Source organism: Pseudomonas sp. MIACH, from assembly GCF_001269925.1.
In the GTDB taxonomy this organism is placed as follows: Bacteria; Pseudomonadota; Gammaproteobacteria; order Pseudomonadales; family Pseudomonadaceae; genus Aquipseudomonas.
In genome coordinates, this window is sequence record NZ_LHVO01000054.1 from 1 (window position 1) to 21,356 (window position 21,356).

14 protein-coding genes and 3 rRNA genes are annotated in these 21,356 nt (G+C 58.9%); 12 read left to right on the forward strand and 5 right to left on the reverse strand.

The window, feature by feature from the left end; translation table 11 throughout:
• The 4 genes from AD670_RS22405 to AD670_RS22420 all read left to right on the forward strand — a co-directional run.
• Positions 1-2,753 (forward strand): 23S ribosomal RNA (locus AD670_RS22405); the annotation flags it as partial.
• Between the two features lie 157 nt (positions 2,754-2,910).
• Positions 2,911-3,026: ribosomal RNA gene (rrf, locus tag AD670_RS22410) — 5S ribosomal RNA — on the forward strand.
• Between the two features lie 107 nt (positions 3,027-3,133).
• Positions 3,134-3,249, forward strand: a 5S ribosomal RNA gene (rrf, locus tag AD670_RS22415).
• 396 nt (positions 3,250-3,645) lie between these two features.
• A complete protein-coding gene (locus AD670_RS22420; RefSeq protein WP_053137495.1) occupies positions 3,646-5,526 on the forward strand; it encodes a methyl-accepting chemotaxis protein in 1,881 nt (626 codons plus the stop codon).
• A 38-nt stretch (positions 5,527-5,564) separates the two neighbouring features.
• Here AD670_RS22420 and AD670_RS22425 read toward each other — a convergent pair whose 3' ends face one another.
• The 5 genes from AD670_RS22425 to AD670_RS22445 all read right to left on the reverse strand — a co-directional run bounded on the left by AD670_RS22425 (position 5,565) and on the right by AD670_RS22445 (position 12,162).
• Complete coding sequence (locus tag AD670_RS22425) at positions 5,565-6,029, reverse strand: SRPBCC family protein (protein ID WP_053137498.1); 465 nt, start codon at positions 6,027-6,029, stop codon at positions 5,565-5,567.
• Positions 6,030-6,048: 19 nt separating this feature from the next.
• The gene (locus AD670_RS22430; RefSeq protein WP_053137502.1) at positions 6,049-9,426 is read right to left on the reverse strand and encodes an amino acid adenylation domain-containing protein; all 3,378 of its coding nucleotides are present in this window, start codon (positions 9,424-9,426) and stop codon (positions 6,049-6,051) included.
• Positions 9,423-10,361, reverse strand: coding sequence for a diiron oxygenase (locus AD670_RS22435; RefSeq protein WP_053137505.1), 939 nt, complete (start codon positions 10,359-10,361; stop codon positions 9,423-9,425). Before AD670_RS22435 ends, AD670_RS22430 begins: the two co-directional genes overlap by 4 nt.
• A complete protein-coding gene (locus AD670_RS22440; protein ID WP_053137508.1) occupies positions 10,358-11,119 on the reverse strand; it encodes a DUF3050 domain-containing protein in 762 nt (253 codons plus the stop codon). The genes AD670_RS22435 and AD670_RS22440 overlap by 4 nt, the downstream gene beginning before the upstream one ends.
• 335 nt (positions 11,120-11,454) lie before the next feature.
• On the reverse strand, positions 11,455-12,162 hold the full coding sequence (locus tag AD670_RS22445; protein ID WP_053137511.1) for a GntR family transcriptional regulator: 708 nt from the start codon (positions 12,160-12,162) through the stop codon (positions 11,455-11,457).
• 266 nt (positions 12,163-12,428) lie between these two features.
• On the opposite strand from AD670_RS22445, the gene AD670_RS22450 reads away from it, so the two are divergent.
• The 8 genes from AD670_RS22450 to AD670_RS22485 all read left to right on the forward strand — a co-directional run bounded on the left by AD670_RS22450 (position 12,429) and on the right by AD670_RS22485 (position 21,343).
• Positions 12,429-13,322 (forward strand): TauD/TfdA family dioxygenase, encoded by an 894-nt coding sequence (locus AD670_RS22450; protein WP_053137512.1) that lies wholly within the window; start codon positions 12,429-12,431, stop codon positions 13,320-13,322.
• Between the two features lie 14 nt (positions 13,323-13,336).
• Positions 13,337-14,362, forward strand: coding sequence for an ABC transporter substrate-binding protein (locus AD670_RS22455; protein WP_053137515.1), 1,026 nt, complete (start codon positions 13,337-13,339; stop codon positions 14,360-14,362).
• A gap of 1 nt (position 14,363) precedes the next feature.
• The gene (locus tag AD670_RS22460; RefSeq protein WP_053137518.1) at positions 14,364-15,215 is read left to right on the forward strand and encodes an ABC transporter ATP-binding protein; all 852 of its coding nucleotides are present in this window, start codon (positions 14,364-14,366) and stop codon (positions 15,213-15,215) included.
• Between the two features lie 12 nt (positions 15,216-15,227).
• On the forward strand, positions 15,228-16,076 hold the full coding sequence (locus tag AD670_RS22465; protein WP_012721565.1) for an ABC transporter permease: 849 nt from the start codon (positions 15,228-15,230) through the stop codon (positions 16,074-16,076).
• A gap of 59 nt (positions 16,077-16,135) precedes the next feature.
• Positions 16,136-17,056: a LysR family transcriptional regulator gene (locus AD670_RS22470; RefSeq protein ID WP_053137521.1), complete on the forward strand. Its 921-nt coding sequence runs from the start codon at positions 16,136-16,138 to the stop codon at positions 17,054-17,056.
• A 235-nt stretch (positions 17,057-17,291) separates the two neighbouring features.
• On the forward strand, positions 17,292-18,827 hold the full coding sequence (locus AD670_RS22475) for an MFS transporter (protein ID WP_053137524.1): 1,536 nt from the start codon (positions 17,292-17,294) through the stop codon (positions 18,825-18,827).
• A gap of 15 nt (positions 18,828-18,842) precedes the next feature.
• Positions 18,843-19,901: an HlyD family secretion protein gene (locus AD670_RS22480; protein WP_053137527.1), complete on the forward strand. Its 1,059-nt coding sequence runs from the start codon at positions 18,843-18,845 to the stop codon at positions 19,899-19,901.
• Positions 19,898-21,343, forward strand: coding sequence for an efflux transporter outer membrane subunit (locus AD670_RS22485; RefSeq protein WP_053137530.1), 1,446 nt, complete (start codon positions 19,898-19,900; stop codon positions 21,341-21,343). The genes AD670_RS22480 and AD670_RS22485 overlap by 4 nt, the downstream gene beginning before the upstream one ends.
• The last annotated feature ends 13 nt before the right edge of the window (positions 21,344-21,356 follow it).

The following is a 21,356-nucleotide window of genomic DNA, read 5'->3' on the forward strand; positions in this document are numbered from 1 at the left end:
AAGATGGTTATCTTGTACTGAATACATAGGTGCAAGAGGCGAACCAGGGGAACTGAAACATCTAAGTACCCTGAGGAAAAGAAATCAACCGAGATTCCCTTAGTAGTGGCGAGCGAACGGGGACTAGCCCTTAAGTGGCTTTGAGATTAGCGGAACGCTCTGGAAAGTGCGGCCATAGTGGGTGATAGCCCTGTACGCGAAAATCTCTTAGTCATGAAATCGAGTAGGACGGAGCACGAGAAACTTTGTCTGAATATGGGGGGACCATCCTCCAAGGCTAAATACTACTGACTGACCGATAGTGAACTAGTACCGTGAGGGAAAGGCGAAAAGAACCCCGGAGAGGGGAGTGAAATAGATCCTGAAACCGTATGCGTACAAGCAGTGGGAGCCCACTTTGTTGGGTGACTGCGTACCTTTTGTATAATGGGTCAGCGACTTATTTTCAGTGGCGAGCTTAACCGAATAGGGGAGGCGTAGCGAAAGCGAGTCTTAATAGGGCGTCTAGTCGCTGGGAATAGACCCGAAACCGGGCGATCTATCCATGGGCAGGTTGAAGGTTGGGTAACACTAACTGGAGGACCGAACCGACTACCGTTGAAAAGTTAGCGGATGACCTGTGGATCGGAGTGAAAGGCTAATCAAGCTCGGAGATAGCTGGTTCTCCTCGAAAGCTATTTAGGTAGCGCCTCATGTATCACTGTAGGGGGTAGAGCACTGTTTCGGCTAGGGGGTCATCCCGACTTACCAAACCGATGCAAACTCCGAATACCTACAAGTGCCGAGCATGGGAGACACACGGCGGGTGCTAACGTCCGTCGTGAAAAGGGAAACAACCCAGACCGTCAGCTAAGGTCCCAAAGTTATGGTTAAGTGGGAAACGATGTGGGAAGGCTTAGACAGCTAGGAGGTTGGCTTAGAAGCAGCCACCCTTTAAAGAAAGCGTAATAGCTCACTAGTCGAGTCGGCCTGCGCGGAAGATGTAACGGGGCTCAAACCATACACCGAAGCTACGGGTATCACGTAAGTGATGCGGTAGAGGAGCGTTCTGTAAGCCTGTGAAGGTGAGTTGAGAAGCTTGCTGGAGGTATCAGAAGTGCGAATGCTGACATGAGTAACGATAATGGGTGTGAAAAACACCCACGCCGAAAGACCAAGGTTTCCTGCGCAACGTTAATCGACGCAGGGTTAGTCGGTCCCTAAGGCGAGGCTGAAAAGCGTAGTCGATGGAAAACAGGTTAATATTCCTGTACTTCTGGTTATTGCGATGGAGGGACGGAGAAGGCTAGGCCAGCTTGGCGTTGGTTGTCCAAGTTTAAGGTGGTAGGCTGAGATCTTAGGTAAATCCGGGATCTTAAGGCCGAGAGCTGATGACGAGTTAACTTTTAGTTAACGAAGTGGTTGATGCCATGCTTCCAAGAAAAGCTTCTAAGCTTCAGGTAACCAGGAACCGTACCCCAAACCGACACAGGTGGTTGGGTAGAGAATACCAAGGCGCTTGAGAGAACTCGGGTGAAGGAACTAGGCAAAATGGCACCGTAACTTCGGGAGAAGGTGCGCCGGTGAGGGTGAAGGACTTGCTCCGTAAGCTCATGCCGGTCGAAGATACCAGGCCGCTGCGACTGTTTATTAAAAACACAGCACTCTGCAAACACGAAAGTGGACGTATAGGGTGTGACGCCTGCCCGGTGCCGGAAGGTTAATTGATGGGGTTAGCTAACGCGAAGCTCTTGATCGAAGCCCCGGTAAACGGCGGCCGTAACTATAACGGTCCTAAGGTAGCGAAATTCCTTGTCGGGTAAGTTCCGACCTGCACGAATGGCGTAACGATGGCGGCGCTGTCTCCACCCGAGACTCAGTGAAATTGAAATCGCTGTGAAGATGCAGTGTATCCGCGGCTAGACGGAAAGACCCCGTGAACCTTTACTATAGCTTTGCACTGGACTTTGAATTTGCTTGTGTAGGATAGGTGGGAGGCTTTGAAGCGTGGACGCCAGTCTGCGTGGAGCCAACCTTGAAATACCACCCTGGCAACTTTGAGGTTCTAACTCAGGTCCGTTATCCGGATCGAGGACAGTGTATGGTGGGTAGTTTGACTGGGGCGGTCTCCTCCTAAAGAGTAACGGAGGAGTACGAAGGTGCGCTCAGACCGGTCGGAAATCGGTCGTAGAGTATAAAGGCAAAAGCGCGCTTGACTGCGAGACAGACACGTCGAGCAGGTACGAAAGTAGGTCTTAGTGATCCGGTGGTTCTGTATGGAAGGGCCATCGCTCAACGGATAAAAGGTACTCCGGGGATAACAGGCTGATACCGCCCAAGAGTTCATATCGACGGCGGTGTTTGGCACCTCGATGTCGGCTCATCACATCCTGGGGCTGAAGCCGGTCCCAAGGGTATGGCTGTTCGCCATTTAAAGTGGTACGCGAGCTGGGTTTAGAACGTCGTGAGACAGTTCGGTCCCTATCTGCCGTGGACGTTTGAGATTTGAGAGGGGCTGCTCCTAGTACGAGAGGACCGGAGTGGACGAACCTCTGGTGTTCCGGTTGTCACGCCAGTGGCATTGCCGGGTAGCTATGTTCGGAATAGATAACCGCTGAAAGCATCTAAGCGGGAAACTAGCCTCAAGATGAGATCTCACTGGGACCTTGAGTCCCCTGAAGGGCCGTCGAAGACTACGACGTTGATAGGTTGGGTGTGTAAGCGCTGTGAGGCGTTGAGCTAACCAATACTAATTGCCCGTGAGGCTTGACCATATAACACCCAAGCAATTTGACTACTCGAAAGAGCATCAGATTGCGGTGTGTGAAGACGCAATGAACCGAAAGTTCGATGCTCACAAAACACCGACAGCTGTCACATACCCAATTTGCTGAAGCGAGGCCAACTGGCCGCGACTCAGTACCCGAATTTCTTGACGACCATAGAGCATTGGAACCACCTGATCCCATCCCGAACTCAGCAGTGAAACGATGCATCGCCGATGGTAGTGTGGGGTTTCCCCATGTGAGAGTAGGTCATCGTCAAGATTAAATTCCGAAACCCCATTTGCGAAAGCAGATGGGGTTTTGTTTTTGTAGAAGTACATGAATTTCATCGGCACGTTACAAACGTAACGCACCGGTACACAGAATTTCTTGACGACCATAGAGCATTGGAACCACCTGATCCCATCCCGAACTCAGCAGTGAAACGATGCATCGCCGATGGTAGTGTGGGGTTTCCCCATGTGAGAGTAGGTCATCGTCAAGATCAAATTCCAAAACCCCTGTCTGCTAACGCAGCCAGGGGTTTTGTCGTTTAGAGGGTTTGGAGAACAAGCGCCGAAATTTAACAGCAGATACGCCAACCGAACTCCAAAAATACGGGTCATAGCCCCCGGGCGCGCGCAGGCATCAATGAAAAATCATCGCACCGTTTAAAGGAAGAAATGTTTACTCCTAAGGCTTGTACGACAACCTTCGGTCGGGCTTCCTACGTAAAAAGAAGATTCATCCCACAATCCCCTAAGTTTTCCTTCTGCTTAGCCGAAAGCCTTATGAGCCATGCGTGCACCGAAATAGAGCTGCCCATTAGGCTGCCTATACCGTTACATGGAATGTTCCACTCGGCACGCTCATCCCCCTTTGGCAAAAAGAAGTCGATGAAATGAATCTCAAGTTCAGTCATAAAATTCTGTTGGCCGCGTCAGGCGTTGTGGTTCTAGCCTTCGCGTTATTTACTCTTTACAACGATTATCTGCAGCGCAGCACCATCAAACAGAATCTGGAGTCGTCTATCCAACAATCCGGTGAGCTCACCGCCAGCAGTGTGCAGAACTGGCTCAGTGGTCGAATACTGGTGCTCGAAAGTCTGACGCAAAACGTTGCCCACCAGGGTAGTAGCGCTGACCTGCCAGGGTTGGTCGATCAACCGGCGTTCACCTCAAACTTCCAGTTCACCTACGTAGGTCAAACCAACGGTGTGTTCACCCAGCGCCCGGACGCAAAAATGCCTGACGGCTACGATCCTCGCCAGCGTCCCTGGTACAAACAAGCAGTCGCTGCCGATAAACCCATGCTCACGCCGCCCTACATGGCCGCAGTGGGTGGGCAGATCGTAACTATTGCTATGCCGGTGAAAAAGAACGGCGAGCTACTCGGTGTGGTCGGTGGTGATCTGAGCCTGCAAACCCTGGTGAAGATTATCAATTCGGTAGACTTCGGCGGCATCGGCCATGCGTTTCTGGTCAGCGGCGACGGTCAAGTCATCGTCAGCCCTGACGAAGATCAGGTGATGAAAAACCTCAAGGACATCTACCCAGGTACTAACGTCCGCATCGAGAAAGTTAACCAGGAGGTAGTCCTCAAGGGGCAGGATCGTATTCTGTCGTTCACGCCTATCAGCGGCTTGCCCGGGGCAGATTGGTACATTGGCCTGTCGATCGATAAAGACAAAGCTTACGCACCGCTTGGTAAATTCCGTACGTCGGCATTGATTGCCATGTTGATCGCCGTAGTCGCGATTGCCGTGCTCTTGAGCCTGTTGATTCAAGTGTTGCTGCGGCCTTTGACCACCATGGGCATTGCCATGCAGGACATCGCCCAGGGTGAAGGCGACCTGACCCGTCGCTTGACGGTCACCAGTAAAGACGAGTTCGGTGAAGTGGGCAGTGCGTTCAACCGATTTGTGGAGCGTATCCACGCCTCGATTTCCGAAGTGTCTTCTGCAACACGCCAAGTGCATGATTTGTCTCAGCGTGTGATGGCTTCATCCAACGCCTCGATCATTGGCTCTGACGAGCAGAGTGCGCGCACCAACAGCGTGGCCGCCGCTATCAACGAACTGGGGGCTGCTACCCAGGAAATCGCACGTAACGCCGCAGATGCATCACAGCACGCCAGTGGTGCCAGCGAGCAGGCCGATGATGGGCGTAAGGTGGTCGAGCAAACCATCCTGGCCATGTCGGAGCTGTCGCAGAAGATCAGCCTCTCCTGCACCCAGATCGAAACCCTGAACGCCAGCACCGACAATATCGGCCACATCCTCGATGTGATTAAAGGCATCTCTCAGCAAACCAACTTGCTCGCACTCAACGCTGCGATCGAAGCGGCACGTGCCGGGGAAGCAGGACGCGGGTTTGCGGTGGTCGCCGATGAGGTGCGTAACCTGGCTCACCGTACCCAGGAGTCGGCGGAAGAGATTCATAAAATGATCACTTCGCTGCAAGTGGGTTCGCGTGAGGCAGTGACAACCATGAATGCCAGCCAGACCTCCAGCGAAGAAAGCGTCCAGGTGGCTAACCAGGCCGGTGAACGCCTGGTCAGCGTAACGCAGCGAATTGTTGAGATCGACGGCATGAACCAGTCCGTCGCTGCGGCGACCGAGGAACAGACTGCCGTGGTGGAAACCCTCAACGTCGACATCAACCAGATCAACCTGCTGAACCAACAGGGCGTGACTAACCTCAACGAAACCCTGAAAGACTGTGATGCCCTGTCGCAACAGGCCAATCGGTTGAAGCAACTGGTCGATAGCTTCAAGATCTGACCCGCTGAGCGTGTGAGTAGGAGCGAGCCGGTTCGCTCCTACTGCTTACCCAGCAAACGGCGAACATTGTCCAGCGCGTCGTCGGTGAAACCCTGCACAAACTGATCAAATCCTGCCTGTGCCGGGTCTACAGGGTCGGCAATAATGGTCCAGGTTACCTGGGAGCAATGCGCTCCAAGAGCCTCTACTTGGATTGCCGCCCACAACCTTGCCACTCCCAGAGTGTTGTAGATCGTAGTCCAGGTCATGTGCATCGCGTGCTCATCCCGGCTATTGAGCTGTTCCACCACGCGGTTGCCATCGCGGAAAAATTTGGTGCGCAAAGCGCCCACACCAGTACCGGTCATTTCGATATGCGTCAGGGAAGGGATGAACGCATCGAAGCTTGCAAACTGCCCCACTACGTCCCACAGACGGGTAGCAGGGCAGTCGATCACCACAGAGGACACTATCGGCTGGCCGTTCGGGTTATGAATCAACGTATCGGGTTGCAGCGGTTTCATAACGTTGTCCTGAAGCGGTTCAAAGAAAGCCGATGGCCTTGAGGTAGTTGCAACCTTTACTCAGCAGTGCCGGATCTTTTTCGGGGTACTGCTCCCCCATCAGCTCAACGCCGCGTTGCGCGTTGTCATGGAGGATCGTCGAAGTGTCACCGATGTCCTCATCCAGTCGATCAAGGTAAAACCCGAGTACGCCAAACATCGCATTGTCCTGGCTTACCGTTCGCAGCGCCCGCTGCCAATGCGCAGCACTTACCCGTTCGAACCGGTGGCCTGCCCGATTGAATGCATCCAGGTAGTGCTCCCAGCTCAATGGTTGTGGGTTGTGCAGGTTGAATACGCTTCTATCGGCTTGAAAGCGAGTGCAGTGGAACGCGATGAAGCGAGCCAGAAAGTCCACGGGCATCAGGTCGAAATTCAGATCCAACCGAGGCAGCATGCCCAATTGCAGTGACCCCTTGAGCATCAGCATCAGGCGATTCTTCTGTGGCTGGCAGACCCCGTTACCGCTGTTGAAGCTGATATTTCCAGGGCGATGGATGTTCACCCAGGCACCTTGCTCAACTGCCCGTCCCAGCACCCGCTCGGCTACCCACTTGGACAGGTTGTAGCCATTGCGGATGTACAGCGGCAGAGTCGCCGCAGCCGGGGCTTCGAGCACATGCCCCAACGTGTCGATGCTACTGGAGGCAGACAATGTCGAGATAAAGTTGAAGACCTTCTTGCAGCGGGTTTCACACAAGCGCAGGCATTCGAAAATGGGGTCGACGTTGTCCCTTGCCAGTGCGGCGTAATCCATGACGTGATTGACCCGCGCGGCGTTGTGCACCAGCACGCCGAAGTCTGCGGCGAGTGCGTCATACACGTCGCTTGCCAAACCCAATCGGGGCAAGCTGATGTCGGCGGCAAATACCCGTACCCGGCTCAAGTCCAAATGTTCCAGATGGTATTCACGCAACGCCTGGGCAAAGCGTGTAATTGCAGGGAGCCCCGGTAACTCACGCACCAGGCACGCCACCTCGATGGCTCCAGCGGCCAGCAACGCTTCGACAACATGCACGCCGACGAAGCTGTTCGCCCCTGTCACGATCACCTTGTGCGGATTGCCAGCGCAGTCTGCTTGCAACGGATTGAGCTCCCACTCCCGTTGAGCGTCCAGAAACGCTTGGGCAGAGGATGCGTCGGGCAGTTCACCATCCTCCATCAGCGTTGCGAGCGTACGAATCGTCGGTACTTCAATGAAATGGCTCAAGGCGAAACTACGGCCGCATTGTTCTCGAACCCGCAGCAACAGCGTCGACAACAAAATCGAATGGCCGCCCAGTGCGAAGAAGCTTTCATCGATGGACAACTGGCTCGCAGGCACCCCCAGCAACTCGCCCCACAAGCCGCTCAACTGCGCTTGAAGCGGTGTCTGTGCTGCCCGGGGAGTGGTGTGCAATATGGGCCGCAAGGGCAATGCCAGCAGCGCCTTGCGGTCGACTTTGCCATTGTTGGAGCGCGGCATGCCTGGCAGTTCCACCCAGAAACCGGGTTGCATGTAGTCCGGTAGCCACTGGCGCGCATGTTGCTGAAGGGTCACCAACGTGGCGTTATGTTCAGGTTGGGCGACAAAAGCACAGATCCGGCTCTCACGGTCGATCACCACTGCCAATTCGCGATACAGCCGGCTGTTACGCAGATACTGCTCAATCTCCTGAGGGTCGACTCGAAAGCCGCGGATCTTGACCTGATCGTCGCGACGCCCACCGAGCAAAATTCCCTTGGCCGTCCACTGCGCCAGGTCCCCGCTACGATAGGCCTTCAGCCTCTGGCCGCCCGGCACCAACAGTTCGACGAACGGGCTGTTAGCCTGCTGTGGCGCATTCACATATCCCAGGCTCACGCCGGGCCCGATGATGTACAACTCGCCCATCACCGCTTCATCCACCGGTTGCAGATCGTCATCGAGGATCAGCACCTGGCTGTTGCCGATGGGGTGGCCGACGTTGCGATTGTTGTCATCGAGGGCGAACGTCCGGTGTGTAATCAGGACTGTGGTTTCTGTAGGGCCATAGAGGTTGTGCAACTGACACTGGCCGGCCAGCCGCTCGATTACATGGGGTTCGCAGGCATCGCCGCCGGTGAGCAGATGCGTCACGCCCAGGGGCTGATCCAGCGGCAGGATATTAAGCAGCGCGGGCGGCAGGAAGGCATGAGTGACGCGTTGTCGGCGGAGCAACTCCACCAGTTGCCCAGGGTCGCGCCGCTGTTCTTCACTGGGCACGATCAACTCGGCGCCGGCAATCAGGGCGGGAAAGATGTCGATCAATGACGAGTCGAAACCCAAGGGCGAAAACTGCAGCACGCGGCTCTGTTCATCTTGCGCCATGCAGGACCCGAACCAGGCCGTGAAATGCGCCAGGTTACCTTGGCTCAGCAGCACACCCTTGGGCTGACCCGTACTGCCCGATGTATAGAGCACCATGCACGGCATATCCGAGCAGGGGCGATTGTGCATCAACGAGGATGCCGGATTGGCGCTGCACGGCTCGACTGTGCTCACATCCAAAGAAATGAAACGCTCCCTTAATGGATGTTGGCCTGCATCCAGCAATACGCTGGCCCCGGCGTTTTCGAGCATGACCCGATGGCGTTGTGCGGGCTGATCAGATCCCAGTGGCAGGTACACCGCACCACAGCCCATTACGGCAAGAATACTGGCATATAACGCCATGGATTTTTCCAGGCACACGCCGATCACCGCTGGCACCTCAAGCCCCCCCACCAGCGGGCGCAATCGCTGTTGAATCGCCATGGCCTGCAGGTGCAGTTGGTGGTAGGTCGCGCAATCCCCAGCAATGTTCAGCGCTGGCCGTTCGGCGAACAGATGAAGGCTGGCCTGCACCCGTTCGATCACCGGCACCTGGGATTCGCGGATCAGATCGGGGTCCGTCGTATGGTTGAATCGATGCATGAATGCCAATGGCTCAAGCCCATGCAGGTCGTGCTCGGGCCAGTCAGTGGCAACCGCGCTCGTAAACAGAGACTCGGGGTCACGTGAAAAGCCACTGACGAGGAGCGCGACCCAATCCACCAGCGCCTCGGTTGCCCGTTGACGCAGTCGCTGGCCATTACCACTGGGCTCTGCGGCGATGTCCAGTACCGCAGACAAACGCCGGTCATGATCATAGGCGCGCAATTGCAGCATGGGTAACCCGCAGTCGGTTAACGGGCCAACCCCCAGGCGCAGGCTTATACAGGTGGTGTCGCCCACGTCATCGGGCAACGGTAGGCTGCCGTCTTCAATCCAAAGGTCGACGGCTTCATCCGCCGACACATGACCGTACTGTTCCAACATTGGCCTGATTGCGCCAAGAGCCTGGCTTGTGCCGCACCAGCCGATTGTCAGGCACCTCATGGCGACACCGGCAGGTAGTCGTTCAGTGCCTGCGCCACGCTCGGCGTTTGCAGCAAGCCGCTGCGTTGCAGGAAGCCCATGATATTGCCCATCAACGGGTGCTGGCGGGTGATGGGGAACGCCAGTGCCGATACTTCATCGCGCAGCACACCGCGCAGGCGGTCGCTGATGTCGAGGTGTTCGATCAGCCGCAGGTCGAAGTTTTTCTGCAGGTCGTTGGTCAGATAATGCGCCAGGAATGTTGGCAGTACGCGAGCGATGCTGTCACGGTCATCCGGGCTTGCGGCTTGCCAATAGAGGCGCACCAGCCGCGTCCAGAACAGCGCGTGACGACCTTCGTCAAACAAGTGGTCGTCCATCAGGCCGCGTATAGAGGCCTTGACACTGCTGTCCCTGGAAAATGCTGCTACATCGTGAGTGACGGTGTTTTCAGCGATGGCCACGCCAATCAGTTCCACCGCATCGCTTAGATGTGCAGGCGCCTGCGCCTGGGCCGCCGGCAGCGCGCGACTCAGTTCGATATGCCCGGGCAGGTCGAGCGGTTGGATGCCTGTCATGGCGACAGTCTGTTGCATGAAATCCAGTGCCACCAAGGCGTGGTAGTCCTCGTCCACCACGACCGTCATCGCATCCACGCGACAGGCGAGGGGGAAGGGCAGCGAGAAGTGATTCTTGGCAATACTGCGCGCAGTCTTGTCGACGATTTCGGTTTCGAAAATAACCACGTCGTTGATGAATTTGTAGAAGCTTTGCACCAGCACGAAGTCGCGCCATTGCGGGCAATGTTCCACGAAGCTCGCGCTGAGTACCAAGGGTTGACGGCACAGTGGATAGATCAGCTTGTCGTCGTTTTCCAACAAGCGGCGAGGCCGGGTCCGGATGGTAGCGCGGCGTTCCCAGTCGTCGGCGATGGGGGTGTAGCCAGCCGTATTCATGGGTGCACCTCTTGCAGCGCGGCACGCACCTCGTCCCACAACGTGATACGGCTTTCTACCGCGGCAAGGGCGGCGTCGTGGGCCTCTTGCGGGTAAGTCGGATCTGCACCCACGAGGCGTTCGAGCAGGTGCTCTGCTGCTGGCCCATGATGCTCAGTGTCCAGTTCGATGTGGCGTTCGAAGTAGCCACACAAGGTGGGGGCCTGGCGATGGATGAGCGTATCCGGTTGCAGGAGGTGTTCGAACATACTCGGGATGACACGCTCGCGACCGTGAAGGAAGGCGGCTGCTACGCAGTGGGTCGGGGCGTTCAGCGCAATCTGCAGTGTGTCGTTCACGAAGCGTGCTGCGCCAGCCGGAACATCGGCCATGCGCAGGGCAGTGCTTGCGTCCATGCCTTGCTGTTGCAGTGCAACGAAACGGTGTATCGCTGAAGTGCTGGCGCCGACTTCGACCATGGCTTCCAGGTACAACTCGAAGTGGCTGCAATGGCCTTGCCTGTTGGGGTGTGAGTCTGATTCTTCACCCAGCACTATCTCATTGATCAGGCGCGCAGCTTGCGGGTCGGCCGGTGGCAGCCAGGGCAAGCGAGTACAGGTCAAGTCCTGTTGCAGGCGTTTGGTGAGGGTCATGAAGTCCCAAACAGCGAACACATGGTTCTCCATAAATAGTTGTAACTTGCCCAGCGAAGTTATTTCCAGAAATAACGGATGGCTGCACAACAGCAGTTTTCTTTGCTCAAGTAAAGGTTGATACATGGTTGATGCCTATAAGTTATTGCGTCTGCCGCTAAAACAGCATTAGGCGTTTGTCAGCGGCAAGGAGATAAAAAGATGTAAACCAGGCTTGGCGCGCACGAGTGCTCATGCAAGTGGGGCTGCACGGTCGAATTAAGTGTCTGGTTTAGTAATGAAAGATAATAGGCGGGTCAAACAAGTTGGCGAGTATATGAATGCATTAGATGTTTTTCTAAATAATATAAGCTGTCGGCAAGTTGCTTTATAAGAGTGGGAAGTTTCTTAGACGCGCGGCGCTACCCGATCAGGTAGGGCCCCCCGCAGAGCTGGAGGGGCAAGACGAGACCTGGACTTTGTCAGGGCGCCTTCTTTGCGCGGGCGTCGAGGTCATTTAAATAGGTTGTGATCACTTCCATCCCGCGCATCAAGTGATTGCGCAGCGTCAGGATGCTTTCCTGGACTTTCTTCTGTGCCACCAGGTTCAGCAGTTCGCGGTGGTCTTCCTGTGAGGTCTCGCCCAGCCCCATCGCTTCAAGGTTGAAACGCAGGAAGCGCTCCTCCTCGTTCAACCCGTGCTCCACCAACTTGAGCAGCCGCTGGTTGGGAGCCTTGCTATACAGGGTCATGTGAAACAGGCGATTGAGACGGCCAATCTCTGTGTAGTCTTTTTCCTGTTCCAGGGCACAGATGAAAGTGTTTGCCTCGGCGATATCGGCGTCAGTCAGCAGAGGAATCGACAAGCGCAGGGCTTCAGACTCCAGCAACATTCGCAGCCCATAGGTCTCAGCCGAATTATCATCGATTAACGGTGCAACCACGGCGCCCTTGTGGGTGACCACATGCAGCAGTGACTGGGCCTCCAGCTGGCGCAAGGCTTCACGCACCGGCATGCGGCTGACGCCGAACAGGCTGGCCAGCTCCTGCTGACGCATGGCGGTACCGCAGGGCAATCGGCCATCGAGGATGGCATTACGCAAGGTTTCTTCAATCACGGAGCGAGCAAGATGGGCGGGAATAGGGCCGCTGATCTTGATGCTGTTCAAAGGGTTCGGCTTCTGCGTCACGGTTACGCTATCCTCCTTTTTAGAAGGGTGGTGGCTAATTGGATCCAATGCACACTAGAGGCTGCCCATAAGCTTGTCAAACGAGCAGGGTTTCGGCTTGTAAGCGTTTCAACACTTGATTCCGGCGGCCCACGCTCAGGCTTTGCGAGGTCTGACACGCCAATGCCATGTTGCGACATTCCCGCATATAGATATTCTTTAACGGTATTTAAATTGCCGTTCTTATACCTATAAAGTCACTCTCCTGATTGATCGGGAGTGACCTCATGTCCGCCACCTCTACTGTTCCAACAGCGACCCTTGCCGCCCAGGCGTTCGAGATTCGACCACTGCCCGGCAGCGTCGGTGCCGAGATTGTCGGCCTGGACTTGTCCCGGCCAGTCAGCGACCAGGATTTCGCCCGCATTCACCGCGCGCACCTGGACCACCACGTGGTGGTGTTCCGCGACCAGCGCATCACCCCCGAACAACAGATCGCTTTCAGCCGCCGCTTTGGCGTGCTGCAGATCCACGTGCTCAAGCAGTTCCTGCTGGCCAACCACCCGGAAATCCTGATCGTCTCCAACATCATCGAAAACGGCCAATCCATCGGTCTGGGAGATGCAGGAAAATTCTGGCACTCGGACCTGTCCTATAAAGAGCTGCCAAGCCTGGGCTCGATGCTGCATGCCCAGGAGCTGCCGTCCGAAGGCGGCGACACCCTGTTTGCCGACATGCACAAAGCCTGGGACCAACTGCCCGAGCACCTGCGCAAAGCCGTTGAAGGCCGCAGTGCCGCGCACTCTTACACCGCGCGCTATAGCGAAACCAAATTCGAAGGCAACTGGCGCCCGACGTTGACGCCTGAGCAGCTGGCCCAAGTCGCGGAAGTGGTTCACCCGATCGTGCGCACTCACCCGGAAAACGGCCGCAGGGCGTTGTTCGTCAGTGAAGGCTTCACCACCCGCATCGTCGGCCTGCCGGAAGACGAAAGTCGCGACCTGCTCGCCCAGCTCTACGCCCACAGCGTTTTGCCGCACAACATCTACCGCCACCAATGGCAGCCCCACGATCTGGTGTTCTGGGACAACCGCTCGTTGATCCACCTGGCCGCCGGTTGCCCGAGCCATCTGCGCCGCAAGCTGTTTCGCACCACCATCCAGGGCGACGCGCCTTTCTGATTCGGAGCATGACCATGTCCAGGAACATTCCATTTGCACGGCTGGCCGCGACCGTTGGCCTGGGTATCAGCCTGTTGGCCGGCAGCCTGGTCGCTCCGGCGGCCGCACAGGCCGAAGGCGAGATCCGCATTGCCGAACAGTTCGGCATCGTCTACCTGTTGCTTAACGTGGTACGCGACCAGAACCTGATCGAAAAATACGGCAAGCAGGAAGGCATCGACATCAAGGTCGACTGGACCCAACTGTCCGGGGGCGCGGCGGTCAACGACGCACTGCTCTCCGGCTCTATCGATATCGCCGGTGCCGGCGTCGGCCCGCTGCTGACCATCTGGGACCGCACCCGCGGCAAGCAGAACGTCAAGGCCGTGGCCTCCCTGGGCAACTTCCCCTACTACCTGGTGAGTAACAATCCCAAGGTCAAGACCATTGCCGATTTCACCGACAAGGACCGTATCGCCGTGCCCGCGGTGGGCGTGTCGGTGCAGTCGCGCTTCCTGCAATACGCCGCCGCCAAGCAATGGGGCGACAAGGAATTCAATCGCCTCGACAAGTACACCGTCGCCGTCCCGCACCCTGATGCCACGGCTGCCCTGATCGCCGGCGGCACCGAACTGACCGGGCACTTTTCCAACCCGCCGTTCCAGGACCAGGCCCTGGCCAACCCTAACGTGCATGTGGTGCTGAACACCTACGACCTGCTGGGGCCGAACTCGCCAACGGTACTGTTCGCCACCGAAAAATTCCGCAACGACAACCCGAAAACCTACAAGGCATTTGTCGAAGCATTGACTGAAGCCGCACAGTTCGCCCAGAACGATAAAGGCGCTGCGGCTGACACCTACATCCGCGTCACCAAGGCCAAGATCGACCGCGCCGAGTTGCTGAAAATCATCGATAACCCGCAGTTCGAATTCAGTGTCACGCCGAAAAACACCTACCCGCTGGCGGAATTCCTCTACCGCATCGGCGCCATCAAAAACAAGCCTGAATCGTGGAAGGACTACTTCTTCCAGGACGCCAAGCCCCTGCAAGGAAGTTGAGATGAACGCGCCCTTGCAAGGCCACACGGCCAGCAACCTGCAAACCCCTTTGCCATTGCTGGCGGTGGATAACGTCAGCCTGGAATACCGCACCCCCGAGCGCGTGGTGCGGGCCACTCACCAAGTCAGTTTCGAGATCGACCCGGCGGATCGCTACGTGTTGCTCGGCCCATCGGGTTGCGGCAAATCCACGCTGCTCAAGTCCATTGCCGGGTTTATCAAACCCTGCGAAGGCGAGATCCGCCTGCTGGGGCAAAAGGTCGAACAGCCGGGCCCGGACCGCATCGTGGTGTTCCAGGAGTTCGATCAGTTGCCGCCGTGGAAAACCGTCAAGCAGAACGTGATGTTTCCGCTGCTGGCGTCGAAAACCTTACCGCGTCGCGAAGCCGAAGAGCGGGCCCTGCACTACCTCGACAAAGTCGGCCTCAGCGCCTTTGCCGACGCTTACCCGCACACCCTTTCCGGCGGTATGAAAGCCCGCGTGGCCATCGCCCGCGCCCTGGCCATGCAGCCGAAAATCCTGCTGATGGACGAACCCTTCGCCGCCCTCGACGCGCTGACCCGGCGCAAGATGCAGGAAGAATTGCTGCTGCTCTGGGAAGAAGTGCGCTTCACCCTGCTGTTTGTCACCCACTCCATCGAAGAAGCGCTGGTGGTGGGCAATCGCATCCTGTTGCTGTCGCCGCACCCGGGGCGCGTGCGCGCGGAAATCCACAGCCATCAATACGACTTGCACAGCCTCGGTGGCGTGGAGTTCCAGGCGTCGGCGCGGCGGATTCATCGCCTGCTGTTCGATGAAGCGCCCGAGGCCGAACGTGAGTTGGGTTTCGCCGATATCCGCATCGCTTACTAAGGGGACAACCCAATGCGCCAGGAATACGAAATCACCCTTGAGCCGCTGCTCAGCGTCCCCGTTGAACGCGAACTGCCCCTGCGCCAACGCCTGTGGCAGCAAGGCTGGCTGCGCAAGGGCCTGATCCTGATCGTGCTCGCGATCCTCTGGGAAGCCGTTGCGCGCTACCAGAATAACGACCTGCTGCTGCCGAGTTTCCTGCAGACCTTTCACGCGCTCTACGACGGCCTGCTCAGTGGCGAACTGCTGAGCAAGGTGAGTATCTCGCTGGTGGTGCTGATCAAGGGCTACCTGATCGGCATCGTGCTGGCGTTTGCCCTGACCACCCTGGCGGTGTCGACGCAACTGGGCCGTGACCTGTTGAGCACCCTGACCTCGATGTTCAACCCGCTGCCGGCCATTGCGTTGTTGCCCCTGGCGCTGCTGTGGTTTGGCCTGGGCCAGAACAGTCTGATCTTCGTGCTGGTGCATTCGGTGTTGTGGGCGCTGGCGCTCAACACGTATTCAGGGTTCCTCGGCGTGTCCGAAACCCTGCGCATGGCGGGGCGCAACTATGGCCTCAAGGGCATGCGCTTTGTGCTGTTCATCCTGATTCCGGCGGCACTGCCGTCGATCCTCGCCGGCCTGAAAATCGGTTGGGCCTTCGCCTGGCGTACCCTGATCGCCGCCGAGCTGGTATTCGGTGCGACCAGCGGCAAAGGGGGCCTGGGCTGGTACATCTTCCAGAACCGCAACGAGCTGTACACCGACAAGGTATTCGCAGGGCTGGCGGTGGTGATCCTGATCGGCCTGCTCGTGGAAAACCTGGTGTTCGACACCTTCGAGCGGCTCACCGTGAAGCGCTGGGGTATGCAGCGCTGATACACCCACCCTGCTACGATTGCGGCCAGCTCACTCCCGACTGATCACGAGTGCTTGGCATGCAACTACCCGACATGAACCTGCTGGTCGCCCTCGACGCCTTGCTCGACGAGGGCAGCGTGGTCGGTGCCGCGCGGCGGATGAACCTCAGCCCGGCGGCCATGAGCCGCACCCTCACGCGCATCCGCGAAGCGGTGGGCGATCCGATCCTGGTGCGCGCCGGCCGTGGCCTCGTGCCGACGCCCAAGGCCCTGGAGCTGCAAGGCCAGGTGCGCAACGTGGTGGAGCAGGCCGCGTTGCTGTTTCGCTCGGCGGACCAGGTTGACCTGAGCACCCTGCGCCGTCGCTTCAGCGTGCGCGCCAATGACTTTTTCATCGGCGTATATGGCGGCCGTCTGTTCGACACCATGGAGCGCATGGCGCCACTGTGCGAGCTGTGTTTCGTGCCCGAAGGCGACACCGACGACGAAGCGCTGCGTGAAGGGCGGCTGGATCTGCGCGTGAGCAACACCATGCCGGTCACCCCGGAAGTGAAGGTGCAGAACCTGTTTTCCACCACCTTCGTGGGCCTCGCGCGGGAGGACCATCCGTTGTTTGACGAAGAGATCACCGCCGCGCGCTTCGCCAGCTATTCCCATATCAGCATCTCGCGACGCGGCATCGCCCGTGGGCCGATCGACACCGCACTGAATGCCCAGGGCCTGGAGCGGCGCGTGGCGATGATTGCCCCGGGATTTCACGGCGCAATGTTCATGTTGCCCGACTCCGACCTGATTCTGCCGGTGCCCAAAGAGGCGCTCTACAGCGCCAATCGCCTGAAGCTGCCGCTGCGCGCGTTCCCGCTGCCGATCTCCTTACCGACCCTGGTCCTGGCCCAATCCTGGCACCCGCGCTTCGACAAAGACCCCGCCCATAAATGGCTGCGCGAGACGATGCGTGAGAGCTGCCACGCCACTTGGCTGGAAGCTCAACCAACCTGATTTACAAGCCATGCACGGTCAAAATGTGGGAGGGGGCTTGCTCCCGATTGCTGTGTGTCAGACTCAGATTTTCTATCTAATCCACCGCAATCGGGAGCAAGCCCCCTCCCACAAGGGTTCTATAGTGAATTTAGGATTGCGTCTGGCGCACTTATATCCTGCCAACATGTAACTTTTTGTCATGCATGTGCCTGATTAAACTGCTCGGGTATTTCTAATTCCGAGTTACCTGTTCATGACTTCCCTCGCTGCCCCCACCCTTGCGGCCGCAGCCAAACCCACCGCCATCACCCCGCCTGTATTTGGCCCGCGCATCATCATCGGCCTGGTTGGCGTGTTGCTGGCGGTGCTGGTGTCCGGTCTCAACGAGATGGTCACCAAGGTGGCCCTCGCGGATATTCGCGGTGCGCTGTACATCGGTTTCGACGAAGGCACCTGGCTGGTCGCCGCGTACACGGCTACCTCCGTGTCGGCCATGGCCTTTGCGCCCTGGTGTTCGGTGACGTTTTCCCTGCGGCGCTTCACCCTGTGCGCCATCGGCCTGTTCACCGTGCTCGGGATCCTTTGCCCGTTTGCGCCGAACTACGAAAGCCTGCTGTTGCTGCGTACCGTCCAGGGCCTGGCGGGCGGCGCATTGCCGCCGATGCTGATGACCGTCGCGCTGCGCTTCCTGCCGGCCAACGTCAAGCTGTATGGCCTGGCCGGCTACGCACTTACCGCCACGTTCGGGCCGAGCCTCGGCACGCCGTTGGCGGCGCTGTGGACTGAATACGTCGGCTGGCAGTGGGCGTTCTGGCAGATCGTCGGACCGTGCCTGCTGGCGATGGCCGCCGTGGCCTACGGCTTGCCGCAAGACCCGCTGCGCCTGGAGCGCTTCAAGCAGTTCAATTGGCGCGGCCTGCTGCTGGGGTTTCCGGCGATCTGCATGCTGGTGATCGGCATTCTGCAGGGCAATCGCCTGGACTGGTTCGAGTCGGGCCTGATCACCTTCCTGCTGTGCGGCGGCAGCGTGCTGCTGGTGCTGTTCATGTTCAATGAATGGTCGCACCCGATGCCGTTTTTCAAGTTGCAGATGCTCGGCCTGCGCAACCTGGCGTTTGCCCTGATCGTGCTGGCGGGCGTGCTGATGGTGCTGACCTCGGTGATCATCATCCCCTCCAGTTTCCTCGCCCAGGTCCAGGGTTATCGCCCCCTGCAAACCGCGCCGGTGATGCTGCTGATGGCGCTGCCGCAATTGATCGCGCTGCCGTTGGTGGCCGCGTTGTGCAACCTGCGCTGGGTCGATTGCCGCTGGGTGCTGGGGATCGGGCTGGGCATGCTGGTGCTGTGTTGCGTGGGCAGCGCGCACCTGACCTCGGCATGGATTCGCGACGATTTCTGCGGCCTGTACCTGCTGCAAATCTTCGGGCAGCCCATGGCCGTGTTGCCGCTGCTGATGCTCTCCACCGGCAGCATTCAACCGGCGGATGGGCCGTTCGCCTCGGCCTGGTTCAACACCGTCAAAGGCCTGGCCGCCGTGATTGCCACCGGCGTGCTGGATGCGCTGACCACCCAGCGCCTGCACTTTCACTCGACCATGCTGGTGGATCGTTTGGGCAACTCGCCGCTGGCCGACGGCGATGCGCCGGGCCTGGCCCACCGCCTCCACGAGCAGGCCGTGGTGCTGACTTCTTCGGATCTTTATTACGTCATGGCCGCTGTCGCGGTGGCGTTGATCCTGCTGATTTTCTGGATGCCCACGCGGATTTTTCCGCCTCGCGCACCGACCTAGCCACAAGGACTTCCCATGAAACGCAAAGACAAAATTGCCGTCTCCGTTATCGCCGTATTTGCCGTCGGCGTACTGGTGTATCTGGTCGCGCCGGGCCTGCTCGGCAGCCAACGGCAGACCACCAACGACGCCTTCGTCGCCGCCGACTTCACCCTGGTGGCGCCGCGTGTGGCGGGCTTTATCAAGGAAGTGCTGGTGGAAGACAACCAGCGCGTCAAGGCCGGGCAACTGCTGGCGCTGATCGACGACCGCGATTTTCGCGCCGCCGCCCAGGCCGCCGACGCCGACACCCTGGTCGCCCAGGCCCAGCTGAAAAACGCCACCGCGACCCTGGAGCGCCAAAGCTCGGTGATCGCCCAGGCCCAGGCCACCGTGGCGGCAGATCGTGCCGAAGTGGCCTTCGCCGAACACGAACTGAACCGCTACAACCACCTTGCCGGCGTGGGCGCGGGCACCGTGCAGAACGCCCAGCAAGCCAAGACCCGCATCGACCAGGCCAACGCGCGCCTGGCCAACGCCACTGCGGTGCTGGCGGCCGAACGTAAGCAGGTGGAGATCCTCACCGCCCAGCGCGATGCGGCCGAAGGTGGACTCAAGCGTGCCCAGGCCGCGTTGGAAATGGCCAGCTATCAGCTGTCCTACACGCGCATCGTCGCGCCGGTGGATGGCATGGTTGGTGAGCGCGCGGTACGGGTCGGCGCTTATGTGACGCCGGGCAGCAAGATCCTCGCGGTGGTGCCGTTGGCCGAGGCCTACGTGGTCGCCAATTTTCAGGAAACCCAGCTTTTCCATATGCACGCCGGCCAGGCCGTACAGGTGCGGGTCGACAGCCTCGACGGCGAGCTGCTCAACGGCCACCTGGAGAGCCTCGCGCCGGCCACGGGCGTGACTTTCGCCTCGGTCAAACCGGATAACGCTACCGGCAACTTCACCAAGGTGGTGCAGCGTATCCCGGTGAAGATTGTCCTCGAACCCAACCAACCGCTGACCGAGCGCCTGCGGGTCGGCATGTCGGTTGAAGCCAGCGTCGACACCCAGCCGGTCGCGCCGCAGCGTGAGGTGGCCCAGCAATGAGACACCTTGCCTGGCTCACCCTGAGCGTTATCAGCCTGAGCGCCTGCAGCGTCGGTCCGGATTTTCAGCGCCCACACACTTCGCAAGCCACGCAATGGAGCGAACCTCAGGGCCGACAAGCCGCCAGCCGTGCGGTCAGCGAGCCGCTGCAAGAGCGCTGGTGGGACGTGTTCCACGACGAGCAACTGTCGGCCCTCACGCGCCGCGCGCTCAGCGATAACCTCGACCTGAAACTGGCCAGCAGCCGCCTGCAACAAAGCCGCGCCGTGCGCCAGGTGACCACCGCCGAGCGCTATCCCACTGTCGACGCCACGGGTGCCTACCAGCGCAAACGCAACAGCGGCAAAGGCTTGAACGACCCCTCCGGCGAAAACGGCCGTTCCGCGTTCAACCAATGGGACGCGGGCTTCTCGGCGTCTTGGGAGCTGGACTTATGGGGCCGGGTCAAACGCGAAACCGAAGCCGCCGACGCCACCCTGCAAGTCGCCGAAAACGATCGCCGCGCCGTGCTGTTATCGGTGCTGGCCGAGACTGCCCAGGACTACATCCAACTGCGCGGCGTGCAAAATACCCGCGCGGTGACCGAGCAAAACCTCGACGTCGCCCGCCACAGCCTCAAGCTCTCGCAGTTGCGCCTGGCCGATGGCGTGGCCACCGACTTGGACGTCGCCGAAGCCGCCGCCCAGGTTGCCGCCATCGAAGCGCGCCTGCCGGATTTACAGCAACGCCAGGACCAGTTGATCAACGCCCTCAGCCTGCTGATGGGCGAGCCACCGCAAGCCCTGCACGCGCAATTGTCCAAGGATGCTGCCGTGCCGCAGACCCAACGCCAGGTCGCCATCGGCCTGCCGTCGGAACTCGCCGAACGCCGCCCCGACATCCGCCAGGCCGAAGCGCGCCTGCACGCCGCCACCGCCAGCATCGGCGTGGCCAAGGGTGACTTTTACCCGCGTATCACCTTGTCCGGCAACCTCGGCTCCCAGGCCATGCAACTGTCGGATTTCGGCTCCTGGGGCTCCCGCGCGTTTGCCTTCGGCCCGCAATTGAGCCTGCCGCTGTTCAACGGCGGACGCCTGCAAGGCATGGTGAACCTGCGCGAAGCCCAGCAACAGGAAGCGGCCCTGGCCTACCAGCAAACCGTACTGCGCGCCTGGCATGAAATCGACGACCAATTGACCCGCTACAACGCCAGCCAACTGCGCCGCGACAGCCTCGCCGAAGCCGTGCGCCAGAACCAGATCGCGCTGACCACCGCACAGCACCAATACGTCGAAGGCGTGGTGGATTTCGTCAACGTACTCACCGTGCAAAGCGCGCTGCTGGCCACGCAGGAGCAGTGGGTGGAGAGTTCCACCGGGGTGTCGTTGGCGATGGTGGGGTTGTACAAGGCGTTGGGGGGAGGGTGGCAGTCGGTGTATCCGTTGCAAACCGCCGGGCGCTGATTGACAAAGAGTT

Coding starts and splice junctions, on each gene's coding strand:
- AD670_RS22440 (WP_053137508.1), bottom strand. CDS start 11,119: ATGTATCAACCTTTACTTGAGCAAAGAAAACTGCTGTTGTGCAGCCAT.
- AD670_RS22460 (WP_053137518.1), top strand. CDS start 14,364: ATGAACGCGCCCTTGCAAGGCCACACGGCCAGCAACCTGCAAACCCCT.
- AD670_RS22475 (WP_053137524.1), top strand. CDS start 17,292: ATGACTTCCCTCGCTGCCCCCACCCTTGCGGCCGCAGCCAAACCCACC.
- AD670_RS22425 (WP_053137498.1), bottom strand. CDS start 6,029: ATGAAACCGCTGCAACCCGATACGTTGATTCATAACCCGAACGGCCAG.
- AD670_RS22465 (WP_012721565.1), top strand. CDS start 15,228: ATGCGCCAGGAATACGAAATCACCCTTGAGCCGCTGCTCAGCGTCCCC.
- AD670_RS22420 (WP_053137495.1), top strand. CDS start 3,646: ATGAATCTCAAGTTCAGTCATAAAATTCTGTTGGCCGCGTCAGGCGTT.
- AD670_RS22450 (WP_053137512.1), top strand. CDS start 12,429: ATGTCCGCCACCTCTACTGTTCCAACAGCGACCCTTGCCGCCCAGGCG.
- AD670_RS22480 (WP_053137527.1), top strand. CDS start 18,843: ATGAAACGCAAAGACAAAATTGCCGTCTCCGTTATCGCCGTATTTGCC.
- AD670_RS22470 (WP_053137521.1), top strand. CDS start 16,136: ATGCAACTACCCGACATGAACCTGCTGGTCGCCCTCGACGCCTTGCTC.
- AD670_RS22435 (WP_053137505.1), bottom strand. CDS start 10,361: ATGAATACGGCTGGCTACACCCCCATCGCCGACGACTGGGAACGCCGC.
- AD670_RS22430 (WP_053137502.1), bottom strand. CDS start 9,426: ATGAGGTGCCTGACAATCGGCTGGTGCGGCACAAGCCAGGCTCTTGGC.
- AD670_RS22485 (WP_053137530.1), top strand. CDS start 19,898: ATGAGACACCTTGCCTGGCTCACCCTGAGCGTTATCAGCCTGAGCGCC.
- AD670_RS22455 (WP_053137515.1), top strand. CDS start 13,337: ATGTCCAGGAACATTCCATTTGCACGGCTGGCCGCGACCGTTGGCCTG.